Source organism: Ruegeria meonggei (assembly GCF_900172215.1).
GTDB classification, from domain to species: domain Bacteria; phylum Pseudomonadota; class Alphaproteobacteria; order Rhodobacterales; family Rhodobacteraceae; genus Ruegeria; species Ruegeria meonggei.
On record NZ_FWFP01000002.1, the window covers coordinates 491,864 to 509,814 of the forward strand.

Annotated in this window: 12 protein-coding genes and 1 tRNA gene; 9 read left to right on the forward strand and 4 right to left on the reverse strand. The window is 58.1% G+C overall.

Going from position 1 to position 17,951, the window contains the following annotated elements:
- Position 1: 1 nt before the first annotated feature.
- Together RUM8411_RS05095 and RUM8411_RS05100 are read left to right on the forward strand one after the other, a co-directional pair.
- Positions 2 to 1,498, forward strand: a complete 1,497-nt coding sequence (locus RUM8411_RS05095) for an aldehyde dehydrogenase (RefSeq protein ID WP_085821550.1) — start codon at positions 2 to 4, stop codon at positions 1,496 to 1,498.
- Complete coding sequence (locus RUM8411_RS05100) at positions 1,495 to 2,835, forward strand: NAD(P)/FAD-dependent oxidoreductase (protein ID WP_085821551.1); 1,341 nt, start codon at positions 1,495 to 1,497, stop codon at positions 2,833 to 2,835. Before RUM8411_RS05095 ends, RUM8411_RS05100 begins: the two co-directional genes overlap by 4 nt.
- Here RUM8411_RS05100 and RUM8411_RS05105 read toward each other — a convergent pair whose 3' ends face one another.
- From RUM8411_RS05105 to RUM8411_RS05120, 4 genes are all read right to left on the reverse strand, one after another.
- Complete coding sequence (locus tag RUM8411_RS05105; protein WP_085821552.1) at positions 2,836 to 3,570, reverse strand: SDR family NAD(P)-dependent oxidoreductase; 735 nt, start codon at positions 3,568 to 3,570, stop codon at positions 2,836 to 2,838. It abuts the gene before it with no gap.
- On the reverse strand, positions 3,567 to 4,298 hold the full coding sequence (locus tag RUM8411_RS05110; RefSeq protein WP_085821553.1) for an SDR family NAD(P)-dependent oxidoreductase: 732 nt from the start codon (positions 4,296 to 4,298) through the stop codon (positions 3,567 to 3,569). Before RUM8411_RS05110 ends, RUM8411_RS05105 begins: the two co-directional genes overlap by 4 nt.
- A 70-nt stretch (positions 4,299 to 4,368) precedes the next feature.
- On the reverse strand, positions 4,369 to 5,916 hold the full coding sequence (locus tag RUM8411_RS05115; protein WP_085821554.1) for a trimethylamine methyltransferase family protein: 1,548 nt from the start codon (positions 5,914 to 5,916) through the stop codon (positions 4,369 to 4,371).
- A gap of 157 nt (positions 5,917 to 6,073) precedes the next feature.
- Entirely contained in the window at positions 6,074 to 7,897 is a 1,824-nt protein-coding gene (locus RUM8411_RS05120; protein WP_085821556.1) for a BCCT family transporter, read from the reverse strand.
- Positions 7,898 to 8,613: 716 nt separating this feature from the next.
- Between RUM8411_RS05120 and RUM8411_RS05125 the strand changes: the two genes are divergently transcribed.
- The 7 genes from RUM8411_RS05125 to RUM8411_RS05155 all read left to right on the forward strand — a co-directional run bounded on the left by RUM8411_RS05125 (position 8,614) and on the right by RUM8411_RS05155 (position 16,303).
- Positions 8,614 to 9,519, forward strand: coding sequence for a LysR substrate-binding domain-containing protein (locus RUM8411_RS05125; RefSeq protein WP_085821558.1), 906 nt, complete (start codon positions 8,614 to 8,616; stop codon positions 9,517 to 9,519).
- Between the two features lie 99 nt (positions 9,520 to 9,618).
- Complete coding sequence (locus tag RUM8411_RS05130; protein WP_085821560.1) at positions 9,619 to 10,773, forward strand: aromatic ring-hydroxylating oxygenase subunit alpha; 1,155 nt, start codon at positions 9,619 to 9,621, stop codon at positions 10,771 to 10,773.
- A gap of 46 nt (positions 10,774 to 10,819) precedes the next feature.
- Positions 10,820 to 11,065 (forward strand): hypothetical protein, encoded by a 246-nt coding sequence (locus RUM8411_RS05135; protein WP_085821561.1) that lies wholly within the window; start codon positions 10,820 to 10,822, stop codon positions 11,063 to 11,065.
- A 104-nt stretch (positions 11,066 to 11,169) separates the two neighbouring features.
- Entirely contained in the window at positions 11,170 to 13,590 is a 2,421-nt protein-coding gene (locus tag RUM8411_RS05140) for a GcvT family protein (protein ID WP_085821562.1), read from the forward strand.
- Between the two features lie 103 nt (positions 13,591 to 13,693).
- Positions 13,694 to 15,166, forward strand: a complete 1,473-nt coding sequence (locus RUM8411_RS05145; RefSeq protein WP_085821564.1) for a flavin-containing monooxygenase — start codon at positions 13,694 to 13,696, stop codon at positions 15,164 to 15,166.
- A gap of 1 nt (position 15,167) precedes the next feature.
- Positions 15,168 to 16,121 (forward strand): alpha/beta fold hydrolase, encoded by a 954-nt coding sequence (locus RUM8411_RS05150; protein ID WP_085821566.1) that lies wholly within the window; start codon positions 15,168 to 15,170, stop codon positions 16,119 to 16,121.
- 105 nt (positions 16,122 to 16,226) lie between these two features.
- Positions 16,227 to 16,303 (forward strand) — tRNA-Met (locus RUM8411_RS05155).
- The last annotated feature ends 1,648 nt before the right edge of the window (positions 16,304 to 17,951 follow it).

Below are 17,951 nucleotides of genomic sequence, written 5' to 3' on the forward strand. Positions count from 1 at the left end.
TATGGATCTGCTGACACAGGACGAATACAAATCCATCGCCACCGGTCTGGACCTGCCAACCGGAGCCTTCATCGACGGCGCTTATCGCCCGGCGATCTCCGGCCAGACATTTGGCACGGTGAACCCGGCAACCGGTGAGAAACTGGCCGATATTGCCGCCTGCGGCGTGGCGGATGTGCACTTCGCCGTTGAAAAAGCGCGCGAGGCTTTCGACGACGGCCGGTGGTCCAAGCTGCACCCGTCGGATCGCAAGGATGTGCTGATCCGGATGTGCAAACTGATCACGCGTAATGCCCGCGAACTGGCGGTGATGGAAAGCATTGACAGCGGCAAGACCATCTATGACTGCGAAACTGTGGACGTGCCCGAGACGATCCATTGCCTGAAGTGGCATGCCGAAGCGATCGACAAGATCTATGATCAGGTGTCCGCTGCCAGCGATGATCACATTGCCATGATTGTGCGCGAACCGATTGGCGTTGTGGGTCTGGTGCTGCCGTGGAACTTCCCCCTGCTGATGCTGGCGTGGAAAATCGGGCCGGCTCTGGCAGCTGGCTGTTCGGTGGTGGTGAAACCGGCGACGGAAACTTCACTGACTGCGCTGCGTCTGGCCGAACTGGCGATTGAGGCCGGGGTGCCGCGTGGGGTGCTTAACGTCGTGCCCGGTGGGGGCGCAGAGGTGGGCGAGCCCATCGGGCGGCATATGGATATCGACATGGTGTCCTTCACCGGGTCAACCGTGACCGGAAAACGGTTCCTGACTTATTCGGCAGAAAGCAACGCCAAAGAGGTCGTGCTTGAGATGGGCGGCAAGAACCCGGCCATCGTGTTGGAGGATGCCGAAAACCTCGACCGTGTGGCTGCGCATGTAGTCAATGGCGCGTTCTGGAACATGGGCGAGAACTGCTCGGCCTCTTCCCGTCTGATCGTGCATAAGGCCGTGAAACCCGAGCTGCTGAAGCGCATCGCTCATCACGCCAAACAGTGGAACATCGGCGACCCGCTGGACCCCAAGACCCGCATGGGTGCGCTGGTCAGCGAAGGGCACTACACCAAGGTTTGCGGCTATTTGGGTCAGGCGGAAAACGTCTTGATCGGGGGCAAAGCGGACAAGGGGTTCGTCGAGGCCACGGTGATCGAAGTGCCAGGCAATGATGCCCCGCTGGCGCGCGAAGAGATCTTTGGCCCCGTCCTGTCCGTGATCACCGTGTCGGGCTTTGACGAGGCCATCAAGATCGCCAATGACACGGAATACGGCCTCTGCGCCTCGATCTTCACGGCCAACGCAAAACGGGCCATTCGCGGCGCGCGGATGATCCGGGCGGGCACCGTGACCATCAACAGCTTTGGTGAGGGGGATATCACCACGCCTTTTGGCGGATACAAGCAATCCGGTTTTGGCGGGCGGGACAACTCGGTTCATGCCCATGATCAGTACACCCAGTTGAAAACCATCTGGATCGATCTGGCCGATGACGCAGATGAGGCCGTGGATTGAGCAGCTACACGGCCCGAACCCTGCCGGTTCATCGCGGCCCGGCGGCGTGGAGTATTATTTTGGGCGACTCGTCGCCACCGCAACAGCTGGACGGTGATCTGACGGCAGATTTCGTGGTGGTAGGTGCCGGTTTCGCCGGGTTGTCTGCGGCGCGGCGTCTGGCGCAATTGCAACCGGGTGCCACGGTGGCCGTGCTTGAAGCCGGACGTGTGGCCGAGGGTGCGGCGGGGCGGAACTCGGGGTTTATGATCGACCTGCCGCATGATCTGTCGTCCTCAGATTATGCCGGTGCAGGGAACGACGCCGCGATGATCGCGCTGAACCGTCAGGCGATTGCCTTTGCCCGAACAGCGGTCGAGCAATACCAGATCGACCCGAATTTCTTTGACCCGGTTGGGAAGGTGAACGGGGCGGTCAGCGCTGCGGGGCACACCCACAACCAAAGCTATGCCAGGCACTTGGCCACACTGGGCGAGACCAGCGAGATGCTGGACCCACAGCAGATGCACGACCTGACCGGCTCGTGGCATTATCGGTCTGGCTTGTACACATCGGGGACGGTGATGCTGCAACCGGCTGGATATATTCGCGGGCTGGCCATCGGCTTGGCCAGTTCTGGAGTCCGCATTTTTGAGAACTCCGCCGTGACTACTTTCGAAAAACAAGGCAGCGCGTGGCAGGTCGAAACTGCGCGAGGGCGCGTCAGCACTGGCACAGTTATCCTGACTGTGAACGGGCATCTTGAAAGCTTTGGCATCAAACGGGATCGCCTGATGCAACTGTTTCTGTTCGCAGCCATGACGCCTGAGTTGGACACGGATGCTATGGCCCAGCTGGGCGGGCAGCCTCGCTGGGGCGTAACGCCATCTGACCCGATGGGCACCACCATGCGGCGCATTGATAGCGGTCAGGGCGGCAATCGCGTCATCACCCGCACCTGCGCAGCCCTGCGCCCTGGTATGGCAGCAACTCAGCGTGATCTGGCACGTGCCGCTCGGGTCATGCAGCGCAAGTTCGATCAGCGGTTCTCTCAGCTTGCCGGCCTGCAGATGGAGCACCACTGGGCCGGACATCTGTGCCTGAGCCTGAACGGCGTCTCTGTCACGGGTGAAGTTGAACCGGGCGTCTATTCCGGCTGTGTTCAGAACGGGTTGGGCACCGCGCGCGGCACCTTGACGGGTATTGCCGCGGCCGAACGCGCTTGCGGCCACAGCTCTGACATCGCCCGGCATTTCGACGCCGAGGATCAGCCCAAACGCCTGCCGCCACGACCCTTCCGCGAGATCGGAGCAAACGCTGTGCTGCGCTGGAAGGAATGGTGCGCGCGGGATGAATGATCAGGGCAGGCTAAGCTGCGCCATGCGGCCGCCATCAATCGTGTAAACTTGACCGGTGATGAAACTGGCCTCGTCCGAGGCGAGGAACGCCACCAGCGCAGCAACCTCTTCGGGCGCGCCAGTGCGGGCAACAGGGTGGATGCGTTTGATCTCTTCGTGAAACGTATCCGGGTCGGGCATCGAGGCTATGAAATCCACGTTCAGTTCTGTGTCGATCCAGCCCGGGGCAACCGCATTGCACCTGATCCCCTCACCTCCGTGATCCACGGCCACCGCGCGGGTCAACCCGTGCAACCCGGCCTTTGATGTGCCATAGGCGGCGTGACCGGGATTGCTGCCCAGCCCCTCAATCGAGCCGACATTGACAATAGCCCCTTGCGCCTGCCGCAGATAGGGTAGCGCGGCTTTGATCATCAGGAATGGTGCGGTCAGGTTGACGGTCAGGGTGCGCTGCCAGTCGTCCAGGCTCATATCCTCAACCGAGGCTTCCTGCATCATGCCTGCGTTGTTGATCAGGATATCCAGACGCCCTGCCCGTTCAACGACCTGAGACACCACGGATTGCGGACTGTCTGCTGTGCTGAAGTCTGCCTCAATCCCTTCGAAATCAGGATCGGACCCGCGCTGCGCCGTAAACACGCGTGCACCATCTTGTTGCAAGCGCTGCGCGATGGCGCGCCCGATGCCACTGCGCCCGCCGGTGACAAGGGCGGTTTTGCCTTGGAAACGGGTCATCGGACTGGCTTGCCTCCGTTCACTTCGACCAAGGTTCCGCACATGTATCGCGCCGCGTCCGAGGCTAGAAACATCACCACATCCGCGATATCTTCGGGTTCCGCGACCCGGCCCAGCGGCACGGTCTGGCCCAGTTCGGCCACGGCGCTATCTGCGTTAAACCCTCGTTTTTCAAAGCCCGAACGTAGCATCGGAGTGTTTACCTCATTCGGGCAGACAGCGTTGATACGGATCCCCTGATGGGCATGGTCCAGCCCCATGCACTGGGTCAACGAAGCAATCGCAGCCTTGGTCATGCAATAGACCGCGTGATTGGGTCCGGGCCGCAGCCCCCAGCACGAGGCCGTGTTGACAATCGCACCGCCGCCACGCGCGGCCATGATCGGAATTGCTGCGCGGCAGATGCGGAAAGGAGCCTCGACATTCACGCCCAAAGAGAGCGACCAGTCCTGATCCGAGGAGTCGACAACGGACCCGCGTGTGATGACACCAGCGTTGTTGATAACGATATCCAACCCGCCCAGCCGGTCCGCTGCCTGCTGTGGCAAGGTGTTCGCATAGTCGGCGTCCAGCAGATCGCCGGGCAGATGCGCATCGGCGTCGATCCCCGCCACTGAACGATCTGCAACAGCGACGCGTGCGCCTGCCTGACGCAGACACTGCACGATGGCCGCTCCGATCCCGCCTGCAGCGCCTGTGACGAGGGCTGTCTTTCCGTTCATATACATTGCCCCTTGAGTTCTGGCTGGAAAAAGCCCGCCCAATGGTCCGGGCGGGTGAGTTTCAGTGGATGTTCACTTAGTAACTTTGGTTCAGTTCATCCGCAGCTGGGATTTCCCGTTCGCGCCGAGCAATATAGTCCAACAACGCCTCGTTCCTAGCTTCGTCCAGCTTGGGTTCCTGGTATTCCGCCAGCAGAGTCCGCGCGCGGTTCAAGGCGCGTTCAGTAATTTCGACACCCCCCTCGGCCTGCCATTGCTCGATCGAGTTGTTGTCGAACATCTCAGGCATAAAGAAAGCCTCTTGAAAGTTGTCCTGCGTGTGCGGATGACCCAGATAATGCCCACCGGGGCCAACGTCCCGCACGGCAGCCAGGGCCTGATCAAAGTCGTGCCACTTCGGCCCTTCGGCCATGCGATAGGCCATGGCACATTGTTCGGCATCAACGATGAACTTCGCGGTAGAGCAATGCATCCCAGCCTCATTCCACCCGGCCGAGTGCCAGATGTAATTGGCCCCAGAGTGCATCACCGCCTGCAACGTGGTTGCGGATTCATACCCAGCCTGCGCGTCAAACGTCTTGGCCCCGCCCAGCGTGTTCGAGGTGCGCCATGGCACGCCGTAATGCCGCGCCATTTGCCCGATCATAAAGTTCATCAGGCTGATCTCGGGCGTGCCCGCCATCGGCGCACCGGATTTCATCGACACGGTCGACAGATAATGGCCATAGATCGCAGGCGCGCCCTTGCGAATAACCTGCGTGTAGGCCAGCGCGCTTAGCGCCTCGGCATTCAGCTGCGCCACGGTGGCGGGAACGGAGGCGGGTGTATTGGCCCCACCCAGCACGAAGGGCGAGCACAGCACCGGCTGGTTGCGGCGGCTGAACGCCCGCATGGCACCCAGCATGGTTTCGTCCCAGACCAATGGTGAATTGCCGTTGCAGTTACCTGTGGTGACAGGGTGATCCTCAAGGAAGTCCTCGCCAAACAGGATCGCGCACATGTCCATCACGTCTTCGGCGTTCTTGGGGCTGGTGGTCATACCCATGAACGTCTTGTCAGAATGTTTCATCGACGAATAGGTAATACGCAGGTGGCGCTGGCTTATCGGGTGGTCATAGGGTTCGACGATGTGATGCGCGCTGGAATGCAGCGCGGGCATCATGTGGCTGAGCTTGTGGAACATCGCCAGATCGTCCAGCGTCGGGTTGCGGCGCACATCGTCCAGATCACGTAAAAAAGGTGCACCGGTCATCGGCACAAAGATCGATTGCCTGCCCCCCAGCCGAACGTTCTTGTTCGGATCACGGGCGTGATAGGTGAAATCCGACGGGATCGTGGCGATCAGCTCGCGCACCAGTCCGCGATCCAGATAGACCAGTTCCCCTTCCACTTTGGCGCCCGCTTTCTTCCAGTCTTCCAGCGCAATTGGATCACGGAACTGAACGCCAACGTTCTCCAGAATCTCCATCGAGGCGGCGTCGATCTGGTCGACCTGCGCGCCATCCATGACCTCGCACAGGGGGATGCCCCGGGTCAGGCCGGGCAGCATTTCAAAGTTCGGGGCTGATCGCAGGGCGCGGCGGGCCGAGCGCCCACCCGAGCGGGTTGCAGTACGAATGTTCACAGGGCAATCCTCCAGTCTTGCCTGTCAGATTGGGGGATTCGTTGCGCGTTGACCTCACTGATTGCGATATCTGCTTGCAAGAAGCGACACCGGGTCCGGAACGAAAAACGCCGCCCCGGGGATGGGGCGGCGCTGAGTGTGTCAGGCGGGCTTGCGTTTATTCAGCAGCTTGCGCCGAAGCACTGTGCTTGTCCCGCTGGCTGTCACGGAACAATGCCTTTGTCAGAGCGACCATCATCAGGCCCATCACCATGGTGAAGGGTAGCGCGCCGATGATCATTGCATTGCGCAAGGCATCCATCGGGTTGTTTTCCCCCGCCGCAAGGATCAGCGCACCGATCACCGCCGTCAGGATCACACCCCAGATGATGCGGTGCTTGATGCCTGTCTCTTGGCTGCCGCCGGACATGATGGTGTTCATCACCAGAATGCCCGAGTCAGCGGACGTGACCAGGAAGGTCATGATCAGGATCACGCACATGACGTTCAGCATGGACAACAGCCCACCGTCGATCATGTAGGACAGCGTCACGAACAGCTTGTTGGTGTTCGATGCACCAATGATCGCGCCTTCTGCGGCACCGGCCAGTTCCAGATCAATCGCTGTACCACCCAGAACCGTCATCCATGCAAAGCACACCAGCGCCGGTGCGAACACACAGCCCAGAATGAACTCACGCACCGAACGGCCCTTGGAAATGCGCGCCAGGAACAGGCCCACAAATGGCGAGAATGCGATCCACCAGGCCCAGTAGAACGTGGTCCAACCCGACTGCCAACCGAACTGACGGCCTTGCTCGCCCGCGGCATAAGCTGCGGCCAGGGTTTCTTCGTCCAACTCAGCGGCTGCGCCTTCCAGACCGCTTTTGAAGCCATCAAAGCTGCCCCAGGCATTTGTTGCGCCACCCATCAGATCATCTGCATGGGCTTGCGCGGCCTCAGGCAAGCCCGCAGCAAAGGCGTCCGCAGACATCGGGCCATAGGCGCCGAAGCTCATGGAGACAAAGTGGATGATGTAATCGACCATCGCCGAGCCATAGGTGGTCAAGGCAAAGACGAAAGACCCGAAAATGATGAACGTGCCTAGCAGAATGATCGACAGAACCAGGTTCAGGTTCGACAGATACTTAACACCCCGGCCAACACCGGACACGGCCGAGATGATCGACAGTGTCATGATGACAACCAGACCTGCGACCAGGCCAACCTTGCTGGGCGTGGGAACGTCGCCGCCCAGATCCATCACCCATTCCATACCGGTTATCGCGTAAACACCGTCAATGAACTGGCTGACGCCGAAACCGATGGTCACGGATACACCCAGGATCGTTGCCACAACGCCCAGAACGTCAACCACATGGCCAAGGAATCCGTTCATCAGGCGGCCGAACAAGGGTGTCAGCGCCGAACGAATTGTCAGTGGCATATCGCGCGTATAGGCGTAGTAGGCCAGCGACAGGCCGGTCACCACATAAATCGCCCAAGCGTGGAAGCCATAGTGCAGGAACGTATAGCGATAAGCCGACTGGATTGCCTCGGGCTCGTTCGGGGTCACGCTGCCCGACACAGTCACAGGGTTCGATCCCCACAGGCCCAGCGGCTCTGCGGTGGCAAACACCATCAGACCCACGCCCAGACCAGCACCGAACATCATCGAAAACCATGAGAAGTTCGAGAACTCGGGCTTTTCACCTGGAGTACCCATAACGCGCCGCCCGGTGGCAGGGATGATCGCAACAACTGCGAGGAAGAAGAAAAACAGCCCGACTATGACAACGTAGAAGCCGTTGAAGCTTGCCAGAATGTTGCTGTTCCAGCTTCCCAGCGTGCTATTGGCATTGGCCGGGAAAACAAGTGCCCAAAGCACCAGTCCAACCATGATGGCCTTACTGATCAGCGCAATGGGAACGCTGTAATTTTCATAGAAACCGGCATCCGCCGTTTCTATCTCTAGGTCCGTAAATGGCTCAGGTAATGACATAAGGTTCCTCCCAGTTGTCACATTCACTTTTTGGGTCTGCGCCGGTAAGCTGGCATTTGCATGATGCTCCCGGTTTGTTATTGGTTCAGACCGTCGCGCTGATCTTCTCTAGCAGCGTGGCGGTTAGCGCTACGGCTGCTCTAGCGGAATTCTGGCGACTCATGCCCGGCGGGCACGCATTGCCCACTAACTGATACGGCGCGATCAGGTTCAGAAGTGGTTACGTCAGGCTCCAAATTCGCCAATTTCGATTTAAGGCAGAATGCAGCTACAGGGCGATATCAGTCAAACTCAATTAACTTTAGTTTGCTTCAGAAAATATGAAGTTGCGAACCAACCTGCTGGAATTCAACCGACGCTGGCGTCAGTGCGATGCAAACGGACCAACCTTGTTACTTTCCCGACTGCCCTTTCTCCTTTCCTTTCCGCATATTCGGTCGCGTAACCGTCATTGGCGATCTCAGGTCGAAAACCGACGGATTTACTCGGCGGCAGCAAAATCTTGCGATACCCAACGTTTCTTGATCTAATTGCCTACAGGCTTCACCGCACGTCGATCCAACCAAAACCGACACATTTCCACAAGCCGACGACCCTTACTGGAAACATGTCATTCAAAATCACCTTTTGAAAAGTTTCCTCTGGTGCACAACACGAAAAAATCTAATACTCAGTTGAAATCAGCTAACCTGTATGCCAGCAAGACGCCCTAATTCATGTCCCGACGCCATTATAATTTGCCGCCGCTTACCACATTGTCGGCTTTTGAGGCAGCAGCCCGTCATCTAAGCTTCAAAAACGCCGCCGAAGAGTTGTCGGTTACTCCAGGTGCTGTCAGCCACCAGATTAAGGCGCTGGAAGGTGATCTTGATACCGTTTTGTTTCAACGCAAGCATCGCGGTGTTGACCTGACCGAGGATGGCAAAGCGCTGTACGAGGCACTGTCTTCTTCCTTCGGGCGTATCTCAAAAGTGCTAGCCACAATCCGCGACCGCACCTCCGGCGGCAAGGTCACTGTCGGTTCAACCACCGCAGTGGCAGCCCTGTGGTTATCCCCGGCGGTGATCCGGTTTTGGCGTGACAGGCCCGAGGTCAACGTGGATCAGCTGTCGCAAGATCGCCCGTTCCGTGATCGACCTGATGTGGATTTCTTTATCCGCTACGGGCAGGACAGCGACCCGAATCTGTCCCACACACCACTGTTTCGAGACCACCTGGTCCCCGTCGCCAGCCCAGAGGTGGCAGAAAGGCTGATTGGGGCAAGTCTGGAGACGTTGGCGGCTGAGCGGCTGATCCATCTAGACTCGGAAGATCGCAGCTGGACCACATGGCCGGAATGGTTCCGGCAATTGGGCTGCAATGACACCATCCCGATCGAATCCCGCGTCAACAGTTACTCTGTCGCCCTGCAACTGGCGCGCAAAGGGGCCGGTCTGGCATTGGGCTGGCAACGCCTGATTCAACCTATGCTGCAATCCGGCAAACTGGTGGCCGTCAGCCCGCATCACCTGACAGCGCCCAAGCAATTCTACCTTGTTGGCCGTCCGGATGAAGAACTCTCGGACAGTGCCCGCGCTTTGAAAACATGGATCCTGCAAGAGGTTGAGAACGTTTCGGTTTAGGTGAAATCACCCACTGATGAGCTTTTCTGATATTGAGAAACAGCCACCCCATCCGTCAATACTGAGGGGACGCATCCAGCGAAACCTCAGGAGAGCCCGATGAACAAGCATAGCGCGCTGTCTTCCGTTCTGGCCGATGTAACCGTCGCCAACGGTCTGCCGAACGAGCATTATGTCGACCCGGCCATTTTTGCCGAGGAGAAAAGATCTGTGCTTTTTGCCAACTGGTCCGGGATCGGATTTGGCAAGGATGTCCCCGAGGAAGGTGACGCCAAGCCGGTCGATTTTCTGGGCATGCCGCTGCTGATCGTTCGCGACCGGGATGGCGAAGTTGGAGTATTCCAAAACACCTGTCGGCACCGGGGTATGATCCTTGTGGACACGCCGCGAAAAATTGGAGGCGCCATTCGCTGCCCCTATCACAGCTGGTGCTACAGCCTGAAGGGCGAGTTGCGCGCAACCCCCCATGTGGGCGGTCCGGGTCAGAACAAACACGAAGACGTCAATCGCGATGAACTGGGCCTGATACGGGTACGATCCTTTGTCTGGCGTGACGTGATCTTTGTGAATGTCGACGGCAACGCGCCCGCATTTGAACAAGTCCACGGTGCGTTGATGGAACGCTGGGGCGATTTTGACAAACCGATCTTTCACGGCGGCGAAACGTCCTCGTTCAAGCTGGAAGTCAAGACCAACTGGAAACTCGCGGTCGAGAACTATTGCGAAAGCTACCACCTGCCGTGGGTCCATCCGGGCCTGAACAGCTATTCCCGGTTGGAAGATCACTACAATATCGAAGTGCGTGGTCAGTATTCTGGGCAAGGCACGCTGGTCTACCGGCAACTGACCGATCAAGACGGCGCGACCTTCCCGGATTTCGAAGGGCTCAGCGACAAATGGGATGAGGGCGCGGAATATGTGGCGCTTTATCCAAATGTCCTGTTCGGCGTGCAGCGCGACCATAGCTTTGCCATCGTGCTGGAACCTGTGGATCAAGGAAACACGGTTGAACATATTGAGCTCTACTATGCGAAAAGCATCGAAGACACGCCCGAATATGACGGGCTGCGCGCCTCGAACGCGCAGCTGTGGAAGACGGTTTTCGAAGAGGATGTGTTCGTGGTCGAAGGCATGCAAAAGGGGCGCCACGGGATGCTGTTCGATGGTGGGCGGTTCTCGCCTGCGATGGACGGGCCGACGCACAATTTCCACCATTGGGTCGCGACACAAATCGAAAACGGCCGCGCCGAGTAACGCGATCGGCTGGTCGTCTCTTTCGACTGGCTCAGACGGGGACCCGATGGACAAAACCGAACTGGATCGCCTGTTGTTGGACGCGCATGATCGCAATGATCATGCCGCGTTGATCCGCTATTACACTCTGGCCGCCGACACCTGCGAGCAGGCGCAGGACATCGACGCGGCCTGTTTCTACCTAACCCATGCCTTTGTTTTTGCTTTGGAATGTGGCGCGGCAGAGGCGGACGCATTGAACCAAAGGCTTGTTGCCCATGGTCGCGGGCATCGGTTGAATTTCTCGGATTAGTCTTGGGTTAAATTCATTCACCCCAACATGAAATTTATGCCCATTGCCCGTGCGATTGCGATGGTGACACATGGCAGCGAACCCAACTTGGATATGGCAGGCTCATGAAAACGAAGGCACAGGCGGTGGTGATTGGCGGCGGGGTGATCGGGTGTTCGATCCTCTATCATCTAACCAAACTGGGATGGACGGATGTTGTTCTGCTGGAACGGGATGAGTTGACTTCCGGGTCGACCTGGCACGCGGCGGCAAACATCCATGGGCTGCATGACAGCACAAATATCAGCCGCATTCAGCATTATACGATGACCCTCTACAAAGAGCTTGAGGCCGAAACCGGCCAGAGCTGCGGCGTGTTTCAACCCGGTTCGCTGTATCTGGCGCAGACCGAAGAACGCGAACATCAACTCAGGCTGCAGGCGGCCAAGGCCAAGCTTTATGGCATGAACTTCTATGAGGTCAGCATCGAAGAGGCCCAGCGCCTGAACCCGCTGGTCAATTATGACGGCATCCGCTGCGTGATGTTTGAGCCTGATGGCGGTAATGTGGACCCCTCAGGCGTGACCAACGCCTATGCGGTCGGTGCACGCCAGCGCGGGGCTGAAATTCATCGCTTTACCCCTGTCACCGCGACAGACCAGCAGGACGACGGCACCTGGATCGTTCGGACACCTAAAGGGGATACCGCAACCCCGTGGGTGATCAACGCTGCCGGCCTGTGGGGCCGCGAGGTGGCGAAAATGGCCGGGATTGAATTGCCTCTGCAACCAACCGAGCATCAGTATTTCGTTACAGAGACCATGACTGATGTGGCCGGGCACGGCACCCGTCTGCCCTCGGTCAGCGACCGGGATGGTGAGTACTACCTGCGACAGGAAGGTCAGGGCCTTCTGGTTGGGGCCTACGAAAAAGACATGAAGTTCTGGGCCGAAGATGGCACGCCGCTGGACTTTGCCCATGATCTGTTCCCTGACGATCTGGAGCGGATCGAAGAGAACATGATGAACGCCATAGAACGCCTGCCCGCCGTGGGCGAGGCCGGGATCAAACGGGTCATCAACGGGCCGATGATCTGGTCACCGGATGCGAACGTGCTGATGGGACCAGTGCCCGAGATGGACGGCTATTTCTGCTGTAACGGCATCATCCCCGGATTTTCGCAATCCGGCGGCATGGGCCTGATGGCCGCGCAATGGATCGTCGAAGGCGAGACCCAGTATGACATGTTCGCCTGGGACATGGCCCGCTTTGACAGCTGGGCCACGAAAGCGTTCACCAAAGCGCGGGTGCAGGATCAATACGCCCACCGCTTTGCCATCCATTTCCCCAACGAAGAACGCAGCGCAGGTCGCCCGGCCCGCACACGGCCCATCTATGACAAACAAGCACATATGGGTGGGGTGTTTGGCCTGAACGCCGGATGGGAGCATCCCCTGTGGTTTGCCGACACGCCCGGTGCCAGTGATACCAACGGCTTTACCCGCCAGAACTGGTGGGGTCCGGTGGGCGAGGAATGCAAGATGCTGCGTGAACGCGCCGGTATCATCGATATTTCGAACTTTGCCAAATATGTCTGCACAGGCCCGGGGGCCGAAGACTGGCTGAACGCGGTCTTTACCAACCGGATGCCCAAGACGGTTGGGCGGTCCTGCCTGACGCCGTTGATCTCAAAACGTGGCGGGATCGCCGGGGACTTCACCGTGACGCGCTTGGGGGCCGAGGAATTCTGGATTATCGGTTCCGGCATGGCGGAACGCTATCACAAACGGTTCTTCAAACAGATGCCCCTGCCTGATGGCACCACATTTGAAAGCCGGACAGAGGCAATGTGCGGCTTCAACATCGCCGGTCCGAAATCGCGCGAAATTCTGCAGCGCCTGACCAATGTGTCGCTTGCCACCGAAGACTTTCCCTTCATGCGCTCAGCCAGGATCGAACTGGCAGGGATCGAGGTTCTGGCCCTGCGCGTGTCCTTCACCGGCGATCTGGGGTGGGAGGTTCACTGTGCCACCAAGGATCAGCCCCGCCTGTATGATGCGCTGATCGAGGCGGGCAAAGCCTTTGGAGCTGGCCCCGTAGGCAGCCGCGCCCTGATGTCCTTGCGGGTTGAGAAAGGCTATGGCTCTTGGAGCCGCGAATACAGCCCCGAATACTGGCCGCATGAGGTGGCGCTGGATCGGTTGTGCAAATTCAACAAGGATTTCCTGAACAAGGACGCCGCGATGGAGGTTTTGAAATCACCGCCGCGTGAAAATCTTGTTCTGTTGCATCTTGATGAGGGCGACGTGACCGCCTCTGACGCTGATGCGACAGGAGGCGAGCCGATCTTCAAGGACGGGATCGGCATCGGCCGCGTGACGTCGGGTGCCTATGGCTATTCGGTCGACATGTCGCTGGCTCTGGGCTTCGTAAAGAACGCTCAGCCTGGTGACGAAGTCGAAGTGATGGTGCTGGGACGACCTCACAAGGCCGTCATTCTGCGGGAACCGCCCTTTGATCCCAAAGGCGAAATCCTGCGCGGCTGATCGAACCGTGATCAGCCCCTGACTCAACGGGAAGCTGTTCACGCGCTCCTCTCGGTTTATAGTCCGAACCGACCATCACGGTCGCTTCGGGAGGGCAGGACGCATGGAACACAGCACGGACATGCTGATCGTCGGCGCCGGGTTCACGGGGCTGACCATGTCGATTGAAGCGCGCAAGCGGGGCATCAGCGATATCACCATCCTTGAAAAGACAGGGGGCATCAGTGGCACATGGCGCGAAAACACCTATCCCGGCGTCGCTTGCGATATTCCCTCGCACCTGTACTCGATGGCCTCACACCCAAACCCGGACTGGCCCCGCGCCTATGCGGGCGGAGATGAAATTCAGGCCTATCTGCAAAAGATCTGCCGCGAAGAGGGTTTGTATGACCTGTGCCATTTCCACCAACAGCTGAAATCCGCGCGATGGGACGGGGGCCGTTGGCATATTGAAACCGACGAAGGACAGCGTTGGACCGCACGTTTTCTTGTTTCGGCAATCGGCGCTCTGCACTTGCCAAGTATTCCCGACGTTCCCGGCGCAAACGGCTTTCCCGGCCCTTGCTTTCATTCAGCGCAATGGGACCATGACGTAGACCTTGCGGGTAAACGCATCGCAGCTGTCGGAACTGGGGCATCTGTCGTCCAGTTTGTCCCTGAGATCGCGAAAACCGCCGCTCAGGTCACGATTTTCCAACGCGCGGCCCCGTATGTTTTACCGCGACCGGACGGTCCCATTGCCCCTTGGCTGCGCAAGCTCTACCGCAGGGTCCCGCCAATGGCTCGGCTACGGCGCAAGCTGAACTACATGTTCTTCGAATACCGCCACCGCGTGTTTCGCGGACAAAAGCGGATGGTAGCATTTGCCATGAAAATGTGGCGCGATGCGCTTGAGAAAGAAATCACCGACCCGCAGGATCGCCAAACCCTGACGCCGGACTACCGGATCGGCTGCAAACGCATCCTAAGCTCGAACGATTGGTGCTCCACGCTGGCACGGGACAATGTGACGGTGGTTCCAAATGGGGTCGCCTCAATTGACGGGGATCAGATTACTGCCAGCGACGGCAGCCAGAGGCAGGTCGATGTTTTGATCTGGGGCGCCGGATTTCACGTCACCGACGCAGTTCAGCGGCTGGACATCACCGGGGCCGACGGCCTGGCATTGCGGGATGCCTGGGCCGATGGGATGCAGGCCAATCTGGGTACCGCAATAGCCGGGTTCCCGAACTTCTTCATCCTGTTGGACCCACATACGGGTCTGGGCCGCAACTCGGTCGTTTTGATGATTGAAGCCCAGGTGAGCCATATCGGCCGGGCGCTGGAACAGAAGAGCCGTGACAAGCTGCGGGTCATAGCGCCAGACGCGGCGAAGCAGGCCGCTTTTACACAAGAGATGCAGGACCGGCACGTTGACAGCATTTGGCAGACCGGCGGCTGCACGTCCTGGTATCAGGACGCAGATGGCCGAAACACAACGCTTTGGCCGGGCATTGTCGCAGAGTTCGAAAAACGCATGGCCCAATCCGGGCTAGAGCAATACACCCCTGTCACACCCCAAGGCGGAGCCCACTGAAATGACCACAATCCTATTAATCCTCCTCGTAATCACGGTGTTCCTTGCCAGCATGCATCTGTGGACCCGCAAGTTGACCCGAGAGGGCACAGAGAAGGTTCCGCAACCAGGTGAGGTTGTCTCCGTGCGCGGCGGCAGCATTCACTATGTCGAAAAAGGGGATCCCGCGAACCCGACCCTGATCATGATCCACGGGCTGGCCGGGCAACTGCAGCACTACACTTATGCGTTGATGGACAGGCTGACCGACGATTTCCACGTCATCGCGGTGGATCGGCCCGGAAGCGGGTATTCCACACGCGACACAGCCGATCTTGCCCGCTTGCCGGAACAGGCCCGCATGATCATGGAGTTTCTGGACAAGAAAGGCGTTTCTGACCCCGTTTTGGTCGGCCATTCGATGGGGGGCGCGGTGTCTCTGGCCATGGCGCTGGATTATCCTGACAAGGTTGCAGGTCTGGCTCTATTGGCCCCTTTGACGCACGAAATGCCAAGCACTCCGCCGGTATTCAAACCGCTTGAAATCCGGGCCGAGTGGTTGCGGACGCTGATCGGAAATACAGTTGCTGTGCCCGTAGCAGCCAAAACAGCGCCCAAGACCATTGGGGCTGTGTTTGATCCCGAACCCGCGCCTGCGGATTTTCTTGACCGGGCCGGTGGTGCACTGGGTCTGCGCCCTTCGGCGTTTATCTCGGCGTCGCAGGATGTAATCGGTGTCGATGCCAGCATAGGGGCGCAATCGCAACGCTATGGCGAGCTGAACCTGCCCGGTGGCGTCTTGTTCGGCGCCGGGGACGTAATCCTGTCGCCTGCCGCACATGGGGCACCAATGATCCAATTCGGGTTCAGCTACGAACAGCTTGAAGGGATGGGTCACATGATCCCGATCACCGCGCCGGACACCTGCGCCGCGTTCATCCGCGGGATCTCTGATCGCGCACGCATCAAGGCCTGAGCGAAGAAGGAAAAGGGTGGATCGACGGTCAAAAAGAATCCCGCTGAGAGCGCCTTTTCCCTCTTGACCCTCACCGGCCCCTCCCTTAAATCGCCTTTCACTCATGGCGGAGTAGCTCAGTTGGTTAGAGCAGCGGAATCATAATCCGCGTGTCGGGGGTTCAAGTCCCTCCTCCGCTACCATTAAATCAATCACTTACCGTAGTTTCGCGCCCTACCCGCCCTAGTCCTGCTCATTCTGGGGGACATATGGGGGACATGAGTACTGATTTCGCCGCTCAGCGCTCCATTTTGCATCATTAAGAAATGGTCAGCCGAATATGAGGTTCGGATCGCGAATCATCTAATGTCGGTCGAGTGTCACCAGTTGCCAGTGAGTGCGGCAAACACAACAGTAACAAAGACCACGGCCACCAAGATAAAGATTGCCACTCCTTTATCTTCTTCGTGAACGTATACAGGGCCACCACACTTAGGGCAGGGCTTTTTGTTCATGTTCTTTAGGCTTCGGCAGGTGGTCCCACCAAGCTCCGCTCAGTCACCTTTCAAATCGCTCAATGAATGTCCTTTAGCTTCATGATTTACTGCGCCAAATTGTGAGCTAGCAATACATATTCCGCACAAGGCATGGGTGTGCAAAGGTTAACACATTGTTAACGGAGATTGATTGTGAAAACCCTATTTTCAGCCTGCGTGGTCGCTCTCGCTCTGTCCTGCTCAGCCGCTTTTGCTCAGTACGGTGCTCCTGCTCCTAAAGAAGCTACTCAACCCGTCTCAACAAAAGCATTCTGGAACTTGCTTGACCAAACCGACAGAGCCAAGGTCATCGATGCGGCGTGTTGCAAGGTTTGTCGGAAGGGCAAGGCCTGTGGGGATAGCTGCATTAACCGAAGCTACACGTGCCACAAAGGCCCAGGATGTGCTTGCAACGGGTAATCGACCGCTATTCACCGCTAAGAAGCGGTCCCGATATCACTGCATTCAGTGAAAAAACCGGCCCATTTGCTGGACCGGCTGCACGGTGGATGATCGGTTGTCGTTGCCGCTTTGCGGGACAAAGCGGTCGTTGAAATGGCGCTCACAGGTGAGTCCTGATAACACGAGCGATGGGTCTTTCAGTTCAGTTCTGAGTAGAGCATTCTCGATACCACTTTAAGCCATAGTATAACGCTTGAATGGGAAAGCCGAGAAAGCACACGACAATGACCGCTTGGCCTCGACCCCTTGGCCACTGAATAATGCTCTCGTACCAGAAGGAACATGCGGTCATCACAACCGCCCCGACAAAAATCGTGCGTAACGTCTTTTGTTTATTGGATAGGGGTTTCCAATCAAGTTGCATATCTTGCCACATGTTTGTTTCAGCCATGAAGTGTGCATCGGTTGGTCATCGGCCCGCAACCGCGCTCATATGTGTACTCGTTTGTGGAATGTATGACGATGTAACGACACATGTAAATTGGGCTCAAAGCAGACCTCCATTGAAAAGCCACATGGCTCAAAGGACTTCCTCCCTTTCAACCTCTAGCCACCACCAACGGCGGTTCCTTCGGAAACGACCGAATATCAAACCACTTGAAGCACGTCCCGTCCGCGTTGCATTTATCGCCCATATGAAGGAACGAACCCGCTGTCCTATGCCGGATCAGAGCGGCCCGAAACGCCCTCAGGTCAATCAACCACCAATTCACGATGGTCTGCCCGGGATGTGTCGCAAACTCTGGGGTCTAGTTGACGAGCCTGCGTGATCTGAGGTTTGTACAGGTCGAAAAATTCCGAACAGGTTATTTGAGCATGATCTCGTTAAAGGGCTGTCATTTCCCCAAGGATG